General features: G+C 69.6%; 15 protein-coding genes. 8 read left to right on the top strand and 7 right to left on the bottom strand.

Annotated elements, in window-relative coordinates:
- Positions 1 to 130: 130 nt before the first annotated feature.
- The 7 genes from AC06FP_RS02690 to AC06FP_RS02720 all read left to right on the top strand — a co-directional run bounded on the left by AC06FP_RS02690 (position 131) and on the right by AC06FP_RS02720 (position 6,604).
- Positions 131 to 2,959: a monovalent cation/H+ antiporter subunit A gene (locus AC06FP_RS02690; protein WP_478074387.1), complete on the top strand. Its 2,829-nt coding sequence runs from the start codon at positions 131 to 133 to the stop codon at positions 2,957 to 2,959.
- Positions 2,959 to 3,321: a Na+/H+ antiporter subunit C gene (locus AC06FP_RS02695; protein ID WP_055766408.1), complete on the top strand. Its 363-nt coding sequence runs from the start codon at positions 2,959 to 2,961 to the stop codon at positions 3,319 to 3,321. Before AC06FP_RS02690 ends, AC06FP_RS02695 begins: the two co-directional genes overlap by 1 nt.
- Positions 3,318 to 4,862, top strand: a complete 1,545-nt coding sequence (locus AC06FP_RS02700; RefSeq protein WP_478074388.1) for a monovalent cation/H+ antiporter subunit D — start codon at positions 3,318 to 3,320, stop codon at positions 4,860 to 4,862. The genes AC06FP_RS02695 and AC06FP_RS02700 overlap by 4 nt, the downstream gene beginning before the upstream one ends.
- Positions 4,859 to 5,365: a Na+/H+ antiporter subunit E gene (locus AC06FP_RS02705; RefSeq protein WP_478074389.1), complete on the top strand. Its 507-nt coding sequence runs from the start codon at positions 4,859 to 4,861 to the stop codon at positions 5,363 to 5,365. The genes AC06FP_RS02700 and AC06FP_RS02705 overlap by 4 nt, the downstream gene beginning before the upstream one ends.
- A gap of 38 nt (positions 5,366 to 5,403) precedes the next feature.
- Complete coding sequence (locus AC06FP_RS02710; RefSeq protein ID WP_456119482.1) at positions 5,404 to 5,646, top strand: K+/H+ antiporter subunit F; 243 nt, start codon at positions 5,404 to 5,406, stop codon at positions 5,644 to 5,646.
- Complete coding sequence (locus AC06FP_RS02715; protein ID WP_456117234.1) at positions 5,643 to 6,014, top strand: Na+/H+ antiporter subunit G; 372 nt, start codon at positions 5,643 to 5,645, stop codon at positions 6,012 to 6,014. The genes AC06FP_RS02710 and AC06FP_RS02715 overlap by 4 nt, the downstream gene beginning before the upstream one ends.
- Before the next feature lie 86 nt (positions 6,015 to 6,100).
- Positions 6,101 to 6,604 (top strand): hypothetical protein, encoded by a 504-nt coding sequence (locus AC06FP_RS02720; protein ID WP_478074390.1) that lies wholly within the window; start codon positions 6,101 to 6,103, stop codon positions 6,602 to 6,604.
- 1 nt (position 6,605) lies between these two features.
- On the opposite strand, the gene hmgA is transcribed toward AC06FP_RS02720, so the two are convergent.
- The 3 genes from hmgA to hppD form a co-directional block, all read right to left on the bottom strand.
- The gene (hmgA, locus tag AC06FP_RS02725) at positions 6,606 to 7,904 is read right to left on the bottom strand and encodes a homogentisate 1,2-dioxygenase (RefSeq protein WP_478074391.1); all 1,299 of its coding nucleotides are present in this window, start codon (positions 7,902 to 7,904) and stop codon (positions 6,606 to 6,608) included.
- Between the two features lie 25 nt (positions 7,905 to 7,929).
- Positions 7,930 to 8,328, bottom strand: coding sequence for an endonuclease domain-containing protein (locus tag AC06FP_RS02730; RefSeq protein WP_478074392.1), 399 nt, complete (start codon positions 8,326 to 8,328; stop codon positions 7,930 to 7,932).
- Between the two features lie 85 nt (positions 8,329 to 8,413).
- Positions 8,414 to 9,529 (bottom strand): 4-hydroxyphenylpyruvate dioxygenase, encoded by a 1,116-nt coding sequence (gene hppD / locus AC06FP_RS02735; protein WP_478074393.1) that lies wholly within the window; start codon positions 9,527 to 9,529, stop codon positions 8,414 to 8,416.
- A gap of 126 nt (positions 9,530 to 9,655) precedes the next feature.
- Between hppD and AC06FP_RS02740 the strand changes: the two genes are divergently transcribed.
- Positions 9,656 to 10,150: a MarR family winged helix-turn-helix transcriptional regulator gene (locus AC06FP_RS02740; protein ID WP_456117239.1), complete on the top strand. Its 495-nt coding sequence runs from the start codon at positions 9,656 to 9,658 to the stop codon at positions 10,148 to 10,150.
- A 93-nt stretch (positions 10,151 to 10,243) separates the two neighbouring features.
- On the opposite strand, the gene AC06FP_RS02745 is transcribed toward AC06FP_RS02740, so the two are convergent.
- The 4 genes from AC06FP_RS02745 to AC06FP_RS02760 all read right to left on the bottom strand — a co-directional run bounded on the left by AC06FP_RS02745 (position 10,244) and on the right by AC06FP_RS02760 (position 14,652).
- The gene (locus AC06FP_RS02745) at positions 10,244 to 11,359 is read right to left on the bottom strand and encodes a hypothetical protein (protein ID WP_478074394.1); all 1,116 of its coding nucleotides are present in this window, start codon (positions 11,357 to 11,359) and stop codon (positions 10,244 to 10,246) included.
- A gap of 116 nt (positions 11,360 to 11,475) precedes the next feature.
- Positions 11,476 to 12,072: a thioredoxin family protein gene (locus AC06FP_RS02750; RefSeq protein ID WP_478074395.1), complete on the bottom strand. Its 597-nt coding sequence runs from the start codon at positions 12,070 to 12,072 to the stop codon at positions 11,476 to 11,478.
- 10 nt (positions 12,073 to 12,082) lie between these two features.
- Positions 12,083 to 13,573 (bottom strand): peptide MFS transporter, encoded by a 1,491-nt coding sequence (locus tag AC06FP_RS02755; RefSeq protein WP_478074396.1) that lies wholly within the window; start codon positions 13,571 to 13,573, stop codon positions 12,083 to 12,085.
- Between the two features lie 197 nt (positions 13,574 to 13,770).
- The gene (locus AC06FP_RS02760) at positions 13,771 to 14,652 is read right to left on the bottom strand and encodes a tryptophan 2,3-dioxygenase (RefSeq protein ID WP_478074397.1); all 882 of its coding nucleotides are present in this window, start codon (positions 14,650 to 14,652) and stop codon (positions 13,771 to 13,773) included.
- Positions 14,653 to 14,779 lie beyond the last annotated feature (127 nt).

Consider the following 14,779-nt stretch of genomic DNA (forward strand, 5'->3'; position numbering starts at 1 on the left):
GCCGAAGGCGCGCGCCGCGGCGCCACCGGCGCGTCCCCCAACCCGAACGGCCCGTTCATGTATGGGGTTCCGGTGGCAAAAAAGCGCCTGTTAGACTGCAAAACCTGCTCGCGAATCCCGCATTCCCTGCATGACATCCGTTCTCCCCCTGCTGCTCGCGCTGCCATTCCTGATGGCCGCGCTCATCGCCCTGCACGCCCGCCTTTCGCGCACGGCGGCCGCATGGCTGGCCGGCGCGGCGCCGCTGCTCGGCCTGGTGCTGCTGGGAGCGATGACGCCGGCCGTGCTCAATGGCACGGTGCTGCGCGCGAGCTGGCCCTGGCTGCCACGGATCGGGCTGGACGCCACCCTGCGCCTGGACGGGCTGGCCTGGATGTTCGCCGGTCTGGTGCTGGGCATCGGCGCGCTGGTGGTGCTGTACGCGCATTACTACCTCTCCGCGCAGGACAGCGCGCGCCGCTTCTACAGTTGCCTGCTGCTGTTCATGGGCGCGATGCTGGGCATGGTGCTGTCCGGCAACCTGCTGCTGCTGATGGTGTTCTGGGAACTGACCAGCATCAGCTCGTTCCTGCTGATCGGCTTCTGGTCGCACCGCCGCGACGCGCGCGAAGGCGCGCGCATGGCCTTCGTCGTCACCGGCGGCGGCGGGCTGGCATTGCTCGGCGGCGTGCTGCTGATCGGGCGCATCGTCGGCAGCTTCGACCTGGACGTGGTGCTGGCCTCGGGCGAGCTGATCCGCAACAGCGCGCTGTATCCGTGGGCGCTGCTGCTGGTGCTGGCCGGCATCTTCACCAAGAGCGCGCAGTTCCCGTTCCACTTCTGGCTGCCGCATGCCATGGCCGCGCCGACGCCGGTGTCGGCCTACCTGCACTCGGCGACGATGGTGAAGGCCGGCGTGTTCCTGCTGGCGCGGCTGCACCCGGCGCTGGCCGGCAGCGAGCTGTTCTTCTACGTGGTCAGCGGCATCGGCGCCACGACCCTGCTGGTCGGCGCCTGGAACGCGATCTTCCAGCACGACCTCAAGGGCCTGCTGGCGTATTCGACGATCTCGCACCTGGGCCTGATCACCCTGCTGTTCGGCCTGTCCACGCCGATGGCGGTGGTGGCCGGCGTGTTCCACATCCTCAACCACGCCACGTTCAAGGCCTCGCTGTTCATGGCCGCCGGCATCATCGACCACGAGACCGGCACCCGCGACATGCGCCGGCTCGGCGGCCTGCGCCGGCTGATGCCCATCACCAGCGCGCTGGCGATCATCGCCTCGCTGGCGATGGCCGGCATCCCGCTGCTCAACGGCTTCCTGTCCAAGGAAATGCTGTTCGCCGAGGCGCTGGCCACCGGCGGCCCGCAGTGGATGCGCACGGCGATGAGCGGCGCGGCGCTGCTGGCCGGCGTCCTGGGCGTGGCCTACAGCCTGCGCTTCGTGCACGACACGTTCTTCGGCAAGGGTCCGCTCGATATCGAAGTCGTGCCGCACGAGCCGCCGCGCTGGATGAAGGTGCCGGTGGAAGTGCTGGTGCTGATCTGCCTGGCGGTCGGCATCGCACCGGCGCTGACCGTGGCGCCGGTGCTGCATGCCGGCGCGCAGGCCGTCCTCGGCCCGGCCATGCCCGCCTACAGCCTGTCGATCTGGCATGGCTTCAACCTGCCGCTGGCGATGAGCGCGGCCGGCGTGGCCGGCGGCATCGCCCTGTATTTCGGCCTGCGCCGCCTCACCGACCTGTATGCCGCCCGCAACCGGCCGGTCGGCAAGCAGTTGTTCCAGCGCGGCATGGACGCGCTGTTCGGGCTGGCCCAGCGCCTGACCCACGCGCTGGCCAACGGCAGCCTGCAGCGCATGCTGCTGGCGCTGGTGCTGGTGGCGGTGGTCGTGGCCGCCGCGCCCTATGCCGCTGCGCCCGCGCTGCCCGACTGGCCGTCGGCGCAGCCGATGCCGCTGTTGGGCTGGGCGCTGTGGCTGGTGATGCTGGCCTGCGCGCTGGGCGGGTTGTTCCTGTACCGGCAGCGCCTGCTGGCGGTGATCGTGGTGGGCGGCACCGGGCTGATGGTGGCGCTGGCCTTCGTGTTCCTGTCCGCGCCGGACCTGGCCCTGACCCAGCTGATGGTGGAGACGGTGACGCTGGCGCTGATGCTGCTGGGCATGAACTACCTGCCGGCGCAGTCGCCGCCCGAGCGCGCGGCGTGGCGCAAGCGCCGCGACGCGCTGATCGCCATCCTCGCCGGTGGCGGCCTGGCCGCGCTGGCCTACACCATGATGACCCTGCCGCCGAACACCATGGCCGGCGAGATGCTGCGTCGCGCCCTGCCCGAGGCCTACGGCCACAACGTGGTCAACGTGATCCTGGTCGACTTCCGCGGCTTCGACACCTTCGGCGAGATCACCGTGTTCGGCATCGCCGCGCTGGTGGTGCACGCGCTGCTGCGCCGCTCGCGCATGGCGCCGGAGCAGATCATGCCGGGCCCGCCGATCAAGCTGCCGGTGCCGGCCGACCTGGCGCAGATCATGTTCCCGCTGACCCTGACGGTGTCGATCTTCCTGTTCCTGCGCGGCCACAACGCGCCGGGCGGCGGCTTCATCGCCGGCCTGGTGCTGGCGGTGCCGCTGCTGATCCAGTACGTGATCCAGGGCACCGTGTCGGTGGAATCGCGCTTCGGCTTCGACTACATCCGCTGCATCGGCCTGGGCCTGCTGATCGCCCTGCTCAGCGGCGTGGCCTCGATGCTGTTCGGCGTGCCGTTCCTGACCAGCGGCCACCTCGACCTGCACCTGCCGCTGATCGGCGAGGTGCCGCTGGCCAGCGCGATGGGCTTCGACACCGGGGTGTACCTGGTGGTGTTCGGCGGGGTGATGCTGATCCTGTCGATGATGGGCACCATCAAGCCGTCGCGCACGCGCAGCGCGCGCCATGGCGAGATCGACATCCACCGCCGTTCGGCGCGCACCGGGGAGATGCACTGATGGAACTGGCCCTGGCGAGCGCGATCGGCGTGCTCACCGCGATCGGCGTGTACCTGCTGCTGCGCGCGCGCAGCTTCGACGTCATCCTCGGCATGACCTTCCTGTCCTACGCCACCAACCTGCTGATCTTCAGCGCCGGGCGGCTGGTCAGCGGCAAGGCGCCGGTGCTCAAGGACGGCGTGGCCTCGGACCTGGCGCATTACACCGACCCGCTGCCGCAGGCGCTGGTGCTGACCGCCATCGTCATCGCCTTCGCCATGACCGCGGTCAGCATCGTGCTGGCGATGCGCAGCCGCAGCGACAACCACAGCGACCACGTCGACGCGCACGAGCCCGACGCCGGCCACGGGGGCGGCGCATGAACCACCTGCCGATCCTGCCGATCCTGGTGCCGCTGCTGGGCGCGGCGCTGTCGCTGTTCGTCGAGCACCGGCGCTACGGGCCCCGGGTACAGCGCGGCGTGGCGTGGGCCAGCCTGGGGCTGCTGGCGCTGGTCGAGGCGCTGCTGATCGCCGCCACCGGCCAGGGCGAGGTGATGGTGTACCTGCTCGGCGACTGGCCGGCGCGGCTGGGCATCGCCCTGGTCGCCGACGGCCTGTCCGGCTGGATGCTCGGCACCACCCTGCTGCTGGCCGTGGCCTGCCTGCTGCACGCCTGCACCGGCTGGGACCGGCGCGCGCCGCACTTCCATGCGCTGTTCCAGTTCCAGCTGGTCGGCCTCAACGGCGCCTTCCTGACCGGCGACATCTTCAACCTGTTCGTATTCTTCGAAGTGCTGCTGATCGCCTCCTACGGCCTGCTGCTGTCCGGCGGCCGCGGCCTGCGCCTGCGCATCGGCCTGCACTACGTGGTGTTCAACGTCTCGGCCTCGACCGTGTTCCTGGTGGCGCTGGGCATGCTCTACGCCACCCTCGGCTCGCTCAACATGGCCGAAATCGGCCAGCGCATCGCCGAACTGCCGCCCTCGCACCTGAAGCTGGCCAAGGCCGCGCTGGGCCTGCTGCTGGTGGTGTTCTGCGCCAAGGCCGCGCTGCTGCCGCTGTACCTGTGGCTGCCCGAGTCCTACGCGCGCGCGCCGGCGGCGGTGGCGGCGCTGTTCGTAATCATGACCAAGGTCGGCCTGTACGCGGTGCTGCGCGTGGGCACGCTGTGGTTCGGCGAAGGCGCCGGCGCGCTGGCCGGCTACGGCGCCGACTGGCTGCTGTGGGCCGGCGCGGCGACGCTGCTGCTGGGCGCGTTGGGCGCGCTGGCCGCGACCCGGCTACGGGTGCAGGTGGCCTACCTGGTGGTGGTTTCGGCGGCGACGCTGTTCATCGCCTTCGCGCTGGGCAACGCCGGCACGATCTCCGCCGGCCTGTACTACCTGCCGCACAGCACCTTCACCGCCGCCGCGCTGTTCCTGGTGGCCGACCTGATCCGCCGTCGCCGCTTCCGCGCCGGCGAACGCGGCGAGCGCGAACTGGCCGCGGCGCTGCCGGGCAAGACCGTGCCCGGCCTGCTGTTCCTGGTCGGCGCGGTGGCGGTGGCGGGCCTGCCGCCGCTGGCCGGTTTCCTGGCCAAGGCGGCGCTGCTGTCGGCGGTGCCGGCCGCGCATACCGGCCTGGTGTGGGCGGTGGTGCTGGGCGGCGGCCTGCTGGTGATCATCGGCCTGGTGCGCGGCGGCATCCGCCTGTTCTGGCACGTGCCCGGCGAGGACGACGCCCCACCGCCGCCCGACCCCGACGTACCGGCGCGGCCGTTCGAGACCGCCGCCACCTCCCTGCTGCTGGCCTGTGCGGTGGCGATGAGCGTGTTCGCCACGCCGCTGATGCGGCAGACCGATGCCATCGCCGCGCAGCTGCTGGCGCCGCAGCAGTACCTGCACGACGTGCGCGGCACCACGCCGCAGTCGAGGCAGCCATGAGCGCGCGCCGGCCCCTGCTGCGGCGGCTGTTCCCGTCGCCCGCGCTGTCGATCACCGTGGTCGCGTTCTGGCTGGTGATGTCGGCCAGCTTCGACCTCGGCCAGCTGCTGCTGGGCATGCTGCTGGGCGTGGTGATCCCGCTGTTCGCCGCGCGCCTGGACCGCGAGTTCGCCCGCATCGGCACGCTGCGGCCGCTGCCGCGGCTGGTGGGCGTGATGCTGTGGGACATCCTGCTGTCCAACTTCCGCGTCGCCGCGCAGGTGCTGGGGCCGGAGCGCCGGCTGACGCCCGGCTTCATCTGGGTACCGCTGGACATCGGCAACATCCACGGCATCGCCGCGCTCACCAGCCTGATCACCCTCACCCCGGGCACGGTGTCCTCGGCGCTGTCCGACGACCGCCGCTACCTGCTGGTGCACGTGCTGCACCTGGAGGACCCGCAGGCCCTGATCGCCGAGATCAAGTCCCGCTACGAAGCGCCGCTGATGGAGATCTTCCCGTGACCGGACACCTGGTTTTCCAGACCACCCTGGTGGTGTGCATGCACATGGTCGGCGTGGCGATGCTGCTGGCGCTGTGGCGCCTGCTGCGCGGCCCGACCGTGCCCGACCGCATCCTCGCCCTGGACACGCTCTCGGTCACCGCCATCGCCGAGCTGATGCTGTTCGGCATGTACATCAACTCGGCGGTCTACTTCGAGGCCGCGCTGGTGATCGCCATGCTCGGCTTCTGCAGCACCGTGGTGCTGAGCAAGTTCGTGCTGCGCCGGGACATCGTCGAATGATGGCCTTCTTCCAGATCCTGCTGTCGGCGCTGCTGCTGTTCGGCTGCTTCTTCATCCTGGTCGGCGCGCTCGGGCTGGTGCGCCTGTCCGACTTCTTCAAGCGCCTGCACGCGCCGACCAAGGCCAGCACGCTGGGCGTGGGCTGCGTGCTGGTGTGCTCGGTGGCCTACCACATCTTCCTCGGCGAGGACCCGCAGCCGCGCGAGCTGCTGATCACCGTGTTCCTGTTCATCACCGCGCCGATCAGCGCGCACATGATGGCCAAGGCGGCGCTGTCGCTGATGATGGAAAGCCGGCCGGAAGTGCCGGGCGACGACAGCGCGCGCAAGGAACAGCTGCCGCCGCCGGAAGGCGGCGACGGCGACTGAGGGCCGGGCGCGGCCGCGCCCTGTCATCACGCTTTCACCTGCGCCGGGCAGGCTTCGGGCTCCGCGCCGCATCGCCCTTTCCGCCCATGCAACCGCGCAAGACCGACCTCGCGCACGCCGCCCTCCAGGCCCACCGCGCCCCGCTGGACCTGCGCCAGCGCCGTGCCCTGATCCTGTGCGACGGCAAGCGCGGCCTGGGCGAACTGCGCGCGCTGCTGGGCGAGGACGCGCCGGCGCTGGTGGCGCAGCTGCAACGCGACGGCTACCTGCATGTGGAGACGCCGGCACCCCCAACGGCGCCTGCGGAAGTTGCGCCGGCCGCGGCGGCACGGCGCCGCTCGCTGGTCGCCGCGCGCCTCTATCTGCTGGACATGCTGGCGCTGCAGCGCCATCCGGCCGCCGCGCGCCTGCACCAGCTGCTGCAGGCCACGCGCGAGGAAGCGGACACCCTGCACGCGCTGCGGCTGGCGCTGGCGCAGCTGCCGGCGATGGCGTCCGACGGCTACGTGCAGCGCGTGCGCGACCGCCTGCGCGAAGTGCTGCCCGAACCGCACCTGGCAGCGGTGCTGGAAACACCGCTGCCGGCCTGAATCATCCGCGTGGCGGCGCGAAATTGGCGCGCAGCCCGCTCCAGCAGGCCTGGTAGTCGCGCTGCCGGTGCGCGGCGGCGATGGCCTGTTCGGTCGGGCGGATCACGCCGCGCGTCTCGAACATGAAGGCCATGGTGTCGGTGATCACGTCCGGCCGCGACAGGTCGGCATGGGAGGCCTTGTCGAAAGTGGCCGCATCCGGACCATGGCCGCTCATGCAGTTGTGGATCGAGGCGCCGCCCGGCACGAAGCCTTCGGCCTTGGCGTCGTAGGCGCCGTGGATCAGGCCCATGAACTCGCTGGCGATGTTGCGGTGAAACCACGGCGGGCGGAACGTATCCTGCGCCACCAGCCAGCGCGGCGGGAAGATCACGAAGTCCAGGTTGCTGGTGCCGGGCGTGTCGCTGGCCGAATGCAGCACCAGGAAAATCGACGGGTCCGGATGGTCGTGGCTGATCGAGCCGATGGTGTTGAAGCGGCGCAGGTCGTAGCGGTACGGCGCGTAGTTGCCGTGCCAGCCCACCACGTCCAGCGGCGAGTGGTCGATGTCGGCGCGCCACAGCCGGCCCTGGAACTTGGCGACCAGCTCGAAGTCGCCCTCGAGGTTCTCGTACGCGGCCACCGGGGTTTCGAAGTCGCGCGGGTTGGCCAGGCCATTGCTGCCGATCGGGCCGAGGTCGGGCAGCTTCAGCAGCGCGCCGAAGTTCTCGCAGACATAGCCGCGCGCCTGCCCGTCCGGCAGTTCCACCGCGAAGCGCACGCCGCGCGGGATCACCGCGATCTGCTGCGGTTCGATCTCGACCACGCCCAGCTCGGTGCGCAGGCGCAGCCGGCCGAGCTGCGGCACGATCAGCAGCTCGCCGTCGGCGTCGTAGAAATAGCGGCCACGCATGTCGGCGTTGGCCGCGTACAGGTGGATGCCGGCGCCGGCATGGGCCTCGGGCGAGCCGTTGCCGCCCATGGTGTACAGGCCCTCGACGAAATCGGTGGGCGCCTCGGGCATCGGCAGCGGATTCCAGCGCAGCTGGTTCGGCGACGCCGCCGCGTGGCTGAAGTCGCCATGCAGGCGCGGCTGCGCGAACGGCGTGAACTCGCCGTGCATTGCCGCCGGGCGGATGCGGTACAGCCAGCTGCGGCGGTTGCTGCCGCGCGGCGCGGTGAACGCGGTGCCGGTCAGCTGTTCGGCGTACAGCCCGTGGGCCACGCGCTGCGGCGAGTTGCGCCCCACCGGCAGGGTGCCGGGCACCGCCTCGGTGGCGAATTCGTTGCCAAAGCCGGATTGATAAGCGTTGCTGAGCATGGAACTGCCTGCCTGTTTGCTGTTTTCAGAGCCCCTCTCCCTCCGGGAGAGGGGTTGGGGAGAGGGTGCGACAACGCGCGATGCGTTCAATCTCGTCCAGTACCGCCTGCGTTTGCAACAGGACCTCGTTGTTCCAGAAGCGCGCCACCCACCACCCGCGCGCCTGTAGATATCGCGTCCGCACGGCATCCGCATGCGTACCATGCTGGGAGCCATCCAGCTCGACCACCAGCGCCGACGCGATGCAGCAAAAGTCCACGACGTAGGGCGGCACGGGGTGCTGGCGCCTGAACCTGAAGCCAGACAGGCGACCTGCACGCAGGTACTGCCACAAACGACGCTCCGCGTCCGTCATCGTCCTCCGCAGCGACCGGGCGATGTCGAGCGTGGTGCCGGGAAGTGGGGGCTTGATCGTCCTGATCATCTGGCGTCCTCCGGGTTTTATCCCCGTGGAGCCTACCCTCTCCCCAACCCCTCTCCCGCAGGGAGAGGGGCTCTGAGCAAAAGCCTTACAGCACGCCGCGCTTCATCTGGTCGCGCTCGATGCTCTCGAACAGCGCCTGGAAGTTGCCCTCGCCGAAGCCTTCGTTGCCCTTGCGCTGGATGATCTCGAAGAAGATCGGGCCGATGCAGTTCTGGGTGAAGATCTGCAGCAGCTTGCGCTGCTTGGTTTCCGGGTCGGCGTCGATCAGGATCTTGTTCCTGCGCAGGCGCGGCACGTCCTCGCCGTTGTCGGGGATGCGCAGGTCGACCACGTCGAAATAGGTGTCCGGCGTGTCCAGGAACTCGATGCCGCGCTCGCGCATGGCCTCGACGGTCTCGTAGATGTTGTCGGTGAAGCAGGCAATGTGCTGGATGCCCTCGCCCTTGTACGCGTCCAGGTACTCGTTGATCTGGCTCTTCGGGTCGGACGACTCGTTGAGCGGGATGCGCACGATGCCGTCCGGCGCGGTCATCGCCTTGGACACCAGGCCGGTCTTGGCGCCCTTGATGTCGAAGTAGCGGATCTCGCGGAAGTTGAACAGGCGCTCGTAGTAGTCCGACCACTGCTGCATGTTGCCCAGGTACAGGTTGTGGGTCAGGTGGTCGATGAAGGTCAGGCCGAAGCCCTTGGGGTTCTGTTCGGCGCCTTCCACCGGCACGTAGTCGGCGTCGTAGATGCTGCCGGCCGCGCCGTAGCGGTCCACCAAGTACAGCATGCAGTCGCCGATGCCCTTGATCGCCGGCGCCGGCACGGCGCGGGTATCGGCCAGCAGGGTCACTTCCTCGGCGCCATTGCCCAGCGCGGCGGCCAGGACCTCGGCGGCCAGCTTCCGGAAGCGGATGGCGAAGCCGCAGGCGCAGGGGCCGTGCTTGGCGGCGAAGTCGGCGGCGAAGGAGTCCGGCTCCTCGTTCACGAGGAAGTTGACGCCGCCTTGACGGTAGACGGTAATAGCACGCTGCCGGTGGCGGAGCACGGCAGTGAATCCCATGTTCCTGAAGTAGTCGTGCAGCTGGGCGCCCTGCCCGGCCGGCGCGGCGAATTCGACGAACTCGAAGCCGTCAATGCCCATCGGGTTCTCGAAGGTGGTCACCTGCATGCCCAGGTTGGGCGCGTTGGATGCGGCGTGGACTTGGGTATTCATGGCTTGCCTCCGGAAGTGGGGCCGTCGCCGGTGCCGGCGGCGGGGGACAGGAAGACACGCGGCGAACGCGGGTCAGGACCGAAGGTTATAGTTTCACATGAAACCACCATCAAGGTGCACTGCAGCATGAGCTCTTCCGACTACAGCAAGTCCACCAGCATCCGTGCCTCGCACGTGCTGCTCGATCTCGAACAATTCCTGCCGTACCGCATCAGCGTGCTGTCCAACCGGGTCAGCAGCAACATCGCGCGGCTGTATGGCGAGCGCTACGGCCTGTCGATCCCGGAATGGCGCGTGATCACCATCCTGGCGCTGTACCCGGGCTCGTCGGCGAGCGAGGTCTCCGAGCGCACGGCGATGGACAAGGTGGCGGTCAGCCGCGCGGTGGCGCGCCTGCTGGAGCGCGGCTTCATCCGCCGCGAGACCCATGGCGACGACCGCCGCCGCTCGGTGCTGGCGTTGTCGGCGGCCGGCTTCGAGGTCTACGAGACCGTGGCGCCTATGGTGATGGAGATCACCCGCAAGCTGATGTCGGTACTGACCGAGGAAGAGGAGCAGGTGCTGGAGCGGCTCATCACCCGGCTGGCCGACGTCGGCCTGGCGCAGATGACCCTGGACTGAAACTCCCGGGGGTTCGTAGAAGCGGGGCTTGCCCCGCATGGGGCTCCACCGGGACCGGCTCATGCGGGGCAAGCCCCGCATCTACCGCCCTGCTCAGCTCAGGAACTTGCGGCGCGCGTAGATCCACGGCGCGGCCAGCGCGGCGATGGCGCCACCTGCGAAGCCCAGCGCCGCGGCCACCGCCGCCGCCTCGATGCGGCCGGGCAGGGCCAGCGCGGCGATCAGCAGCAGCGCCGCCGGCAGGCCGATGAACGAGGCCAGGAAGAAGCGCCAGCGCGGCACCCAGGTGTGCAGCTGCATCAGGCTGGCGCTGCTCCAGGCCTCGCCGGCCCGGCTGCGCTGGATTTTGTCCACCAGCCTGACCAGGTCGACTTCGTGCGCGCCCTTGCCGGCCCGGGCCACGCCGACTTCGGCATCCACCTCGACCGGGTCGGGCCATTGCGCCGGCCAGGCCTGCGGCGCGGCCACGCCATAGGCGGTCAGCAGCGGCACCGTCAGCGACGGCGCGGACAGCGCGCGCAGCCGGCGGTTGTCCAGCACGCACCACACCTGCGCCACCCCGGCCACGGTCACGTAGTACAGCGCCAGCTGCTCCGGCGCCGGATACGGCAACGCGGTGACCCGCGCGGCCAGCGATTCGACCCCCATCGCGCGCAGGAAGCCTACCCGGCTGCGGCCGACCTGCGCCCAGCCCAGGCCCAGCGGCCCCAGCAGCATCACCTCGGCCGCGTCGGCCGCGCCCGCGCCGGCGCGCTCGTCGCTGGCCAGGAAGGCGCTCAGCGAGTGCGGCTCGGCGACATCGTCCCTGCCCCAGCGGTGCGACTGGCCGAGCAGGTATTTCAGCGGCACGCGCGCGGCGATGGTCTCGCCACGCACGCTGTCCGAGGCGAACGGCACCACCGAAGCCACGAAGGCACGCAGCTCGTTGCCCGGCACCGCGCTCCACTCGGCGGGAAACAGGCCGTCGAGCAGGCCTTCGCGGGCCAGCCGGTCGATGCGTTCCTTCTGTTCCACCAGCCGCGCCACCGCCGCCTGCAGCATGATGTCCGGCGGCACCGCCGCCTGCGGCAGCCGGTAGCGCGGCGGCGCGGCGGCATCTGCCGGCGGCTGTTCGTCCATCAGTGCCTCCACCGTGGGCAGGCCGGTGCCCGCCGCGTCGGCGGCAGCCGGGACGGCGGCTTCGGGGGTGGCATCGGAGGGAAGCGACATGGGCAACCGGCCGCGGCAAGCAGGGGAATGCTCCCGTTAGCGGCAGGCCGCGGCGGAAATGAAGCCCGGAAACGAAAACGGCGCCGCGGGGCGCCGTTTCCCTTGCCATCGCCCGGTCAGGGCGCAGCCGGTGGCGCCCATTCCTTGAGGAAGGCGAAGAACTTGCCGCGGTCGTAGCCCTTGCCCTTCTCCAGCTCGCCGGTGAACTGCGAGTGCAGCAGCCGGCCCTCGGCGTCGAGCACGAACAGGTGCGGGTAGCCGGTGATGGTCGGGAAGCGCGACAGGAACGCCGCGTTCTCGTTGTCCTCGCTGTAATTGACCTTCATCCACACGTAGTGGGCGTCGCGGAAGCGGCGGATCTCCGAGTCGCCTTCCATGAAGGCGTCCATCAGGTGGCACCAGGAACACCATTCGCCGCCCACGTCCAGCACGATGCGCTTGCCGCCGCGCTGGGCCTCGACCTTGGCCGTCTCCAGGTCGGCGACCGGGTCGCGCGCCGGGTCGAACTGCGCGTTGAGCGCGGCCACGGCGGCGATGTCCGCCGCGGCCGGGGTATTGCCCGAGGCGACCGGCTGGCTGGTATCGGCCACCGGCGCCTTCTGTTCGGAGGTGTCCAGCGGCTGCACCTTCTCCGCCGGCTGCGCCGGCGGCTGCGAGCAGCCACCCAGCGCCGCGGCCAGCAGCAGGGCGATTCCACCGGACATCCGCTTCATCGTTGCGTCCTCACTTCACGCCATGCATCAGCTTCTGCACCAGCGGCGCGATCACGAACAGCAGCACGCCGGCGCCGAGCAGCGACCAGAAACCGAAGGTATACCCCTTCAGCGCCGATTCGACGGTCATGCCGCTTTCACCGCTGACCACCGCGGCGAAGATGCCAGACAGGTTGTTGCCGATGGCGGTGGACAGGAACCAGCCGCCCATCGCCAGGCCGACCACTTTGACCGGGGCCAGCTTGGTGGTCATCGACAGGCCGATCGGCGACAGGCACAGCTCGCCGACGGTCTGGATCACGTAGACCATGAACAGGGTCCAGAACGGGATCTTGCCGGCGCCGTCGACCAGCGAGGACAGCGCGTACATCAGCAGCAGGAAGGCCAGGCCGTTGAAAATCAGGCCCAGGCCGAACTTGCGCGGGATCGACGGGTTGCGCGAACCCAGCGCGGTCCACAGCCACACGAACAGCGGGCCCAGCGCCAGGATGGCCACCGAGTTCACCGACTGGAACCAGCCCACCGGGAACACCCAGCCGGCCAGGTCGCGGTTGACGATGTTCTGCGCCAGGAAGTTGAACGAGCTGCCGGCCTGTTCGAAGAACATGAAGAACAGCACGTTGAACACGAAGATGATCAGCATGGCGATGGAGCGGTCGCGCGCGACCTTGCCCTCGCGCACGCCCTCGACCAGGATCATCACGCACAGCACGGTGAACAGCGCGCCCAGGATCCAGCCCAGGATGCCGGCGTCGATCGACAGCAGGCCGTAGGCCACCGGCACCGCGACCAGCGCGCCGACCAGCACCGCGACGGTACGGCCGATGCCGGCTCCGGCCGGCGCCGCGCCGACGCTGCCGAGCTGGCGGCGGCCGATCCAGAACCACACCAGGCTGATCAGCATGCCGATGCCCGAGGCGATGAACACGTACTTGTAGGCCGGCATGGCCTCGGTGCCGAACAGCTTGTCGGCCAGGATGCCGGTGAGCACCGGGGCGACCAGCGCGCCGGCATTGATGCCCATGTAGAAGATGGTGAAGCCCGAGTCGCGGCGGCTGTCGTTGATCCCGTACAGCTGCCCGACCATGCTGGAGATGTTGGGCTTGAACAGGCCGTTGCCGGCGATGATGGTCGCCAGGCCGATGCGGAATACGCGGTCGTCGGGGATGGCGATCAGGAACAGGCCCAGCGACATCACCGCCGCGCCGATCAGGATCGAACGCTGGTAGCCGATGATGCGGTCGGCGACGAAGCCGCCGAACAGGGCCGCCGCGTAGACCAGCGCCAGGTAGGCGCCATAGAGCTTGCTGGCCCCGGCCTGGCTTTCGGCGAACTGGGCGACGATGTACAGCGCCAGCGCCCAGCGGATGCCATAGAACGCGAAGCGTTCCCAGAACTCGGTCATGAACAGCATCCACAGCGGACGCGGGTGACCGAGGAGGTTCTTGAACTCCGGCACGGGCGCCGGGGTCGTTGCGGAATTCGGCGCGGCAGCGCTCATGCTGGGTTTCCCCCTGGTGATTCGTTGGGCGGATGGGACAGTGGAGTCGGCCGGAACCGGCACGACGCGCGAGGATCACCGAAGCGCCGGCTTCACGTCAAATCCACATCGGCCCGGCCAGGCGCCGGCCAGCGGCCGGCCTTTGGCGGACGGCCGCGGTCACCACGGCGGGACAAGTGCCTGAATACGCTGGCGTTTCAGGCACCGGCCGGTGCCGGCGCGGCGTCGCCGCGGATGCTGGTGCGCACCTCGAACAGTTCCGGGAAGAAGGTCAGCTCCAGCGCCTGCCTGAGGAAGCCCACGCCGCTGGAACCGCCGGTGCCGCGGCGGAAGCCGATGATCCGCATGACCGTGCGCATGTGCCGGAAACGCCACAGCTGGAACGCCGTCTCCAGGTCCACCAGGTCCTCGCACAGCGCGTACTCGCGCCAGTAGCGGTCGGTGTCCTGGTAGATGTTCTCGAACACCGGCCGCAGCGTCGGGTCGCTGACGTGCGGCAGGGTCCAGTCGTGGCCTTCATAGGTGGGCGGCACGGCATGGCCGAAACGCGCCAGGTAGTGCAGGAACTCCTCGTACAGGCTCGGCGCCTCCAGCGCCTGGCGCAGCTTCGCCTGCCCGGCCGGGTCGTGATCGAACACCAGCAGCATGTCCGCGTTCTTGTTGCCCAGCAGGAACTCGATGCAGCGGTACTGCAGCGACTGGAAGCCCGAGGACGGCCCGAGCACGTCGCGGAAGCCCAGGTATTCGGACGGGGTCAGGGTCTCCAGCACCGACCACTGCTCGGTCAGCTGGCGCAGCACCTGCTTGCTGCGCGCCAGCACCTTGCGGCACTGCCAGACCTGGTCGCGCTGCAGGAACCCCATGGCCGCGCGCAGTTCGTGGTCGAGCAGCTTGAGCCACAGCTCCGAGGTCTGGTGCTGGATGATGAACAGCATCTCGTCGTGGTGCGGCGGGCTGGACAGCGGCTGCTGCGCCGACAGCAGCTGGTCCAGGCAGAGGTAGCCGCCATAGGTGAGCCTGCCGTGCAGGTCGGTGTGGATGCCGGCTTCGAGCTCACGCTGGTTCTGTTCTACGGTCATCGGCCTTGCCATCTGCGCGGGGCGCAAAGGGTAACGCAGCGCGGCGGGCGGCCGCTGCCGGCGCGCAAACGGAATGCCAACACTTGCAGCCGCAACCGGCGCGACAATGTCCGCGAGGCTGCCGCAT

The organism is Stenotrophomonas sp. Steno-Z2, from assembly GCF_056393235.1.

Excerpts from the sequence above, each read along its gene's own strand:
- AC06FP_RS02720 (WP_478074390.1), top strand. The coding sequence starts at position 6,101 with ATGCAACCGCGCAAGACCGACCTCGCGCACGCCGCCCTCCAGGCCCAC.
- AC06FP_RS02750 (WP_478074395.1), bottom strand. The coding sequence starts at position 12,072 with ATGAAGCGGATGTCCGGTGGAATCGCCCTGCTGCTGGCCGCGGCGCTG.
- AC06FP_RS02715 (WP_456117234.1), top strand. The coding sequence starts at position 5,643 with ATGATGGCCTTCTTCCAGATCCTGCTGTCGGCGCTGCTGCTGTTCGGC.
- AC06FP_RS02755 (WP_478074396.1), bottom strand. The coding sequence starts at position 13,573 with ATGAGCGCTGCCGCGCCGAATTCCGCAACGACCCCGGCGCCCGTGCCG.
- AC06FP_RS02710 (WP_456119482.1), top strand. The coding sequence starts at position 5,404 with ATGCACATGGTCGGCGTGGCGATGCTGCTGGCGCTGTGGCGCCTGCTG.
- AC06FP_RS02740 (WP_456117239.1), top strand. The coding sequence starts at position 9,656 with ATGAGCTCTTCCGACTACAGCAAGTCCACCAGCATCCGTGCCTCGCAC.
- AC06FP_RS02690 (WP_478074387.1), top strand. The coding sequence starts at position 131 with ATGACATCCGTTCTCCCCCTGCTGCTCGCGCTGCCATTCCTGATGGCC.
- hmgA (WP_478074391.1), bottom strand. The coding sequence starts at position 7,904 with ATGCTCAGCAACGCTTATCAATCCGGCTTTGGCAACGAATTCGCCACC.
- hppD (WP_478074393.1), bottom strand. The coding sequence starts at position 9,529 with ATGAATACCCAAGTCCACGCCGCATCCAACGCGCCCAACCTGGGCATG.
- AC06FP_RS02730 (WP_478074392.1), bottom strand. The coding sequence starts at position 8,328 with ATGATCAGGACGATCAAGCCCCCACTTCCCGGCACCACGCTCGACATC.
- AC06FP_RS02705 (WP_478074389.1), top strand. The coding sequence starts at position 4,859 with ATGAGCGCGCGCCGGCCCCTGCTGCGGCGGCTGTTCCCGTCGCCCGCG.
- AC06FP_RS02695 (WP_055766408.1), top strand. The coding sequence starts at position 2,959 with ATGGAACTGGCCCTGGCGAGCGCGATCGGCGTGCTCACCGCGATCGGC.
- AC06FP_RS02700 (WP_478074388.1), top strand. The coding sequence starts at position 3,318 with ATGAACCACCTGCCGATCCTGCCGATCCTGGTGCCGCTGCTGGGCGCG.
- AC06FP_RS02745 (WP_478074394.1), bottom strand. The coding sequence starts at position 11,359 with ATGTCGCTTCCCTCCGATGCCACCCCCGAAGCCGCCGTCCCGGCTGCC.
- AC06FP_RS02760 (WP_478074397.1), bottom strand. The coding sequence starts at position 14,652 with ATGACCGTAGAACAGAACCAGCGTGAGCTCGAAGCCGGCATCCACACC.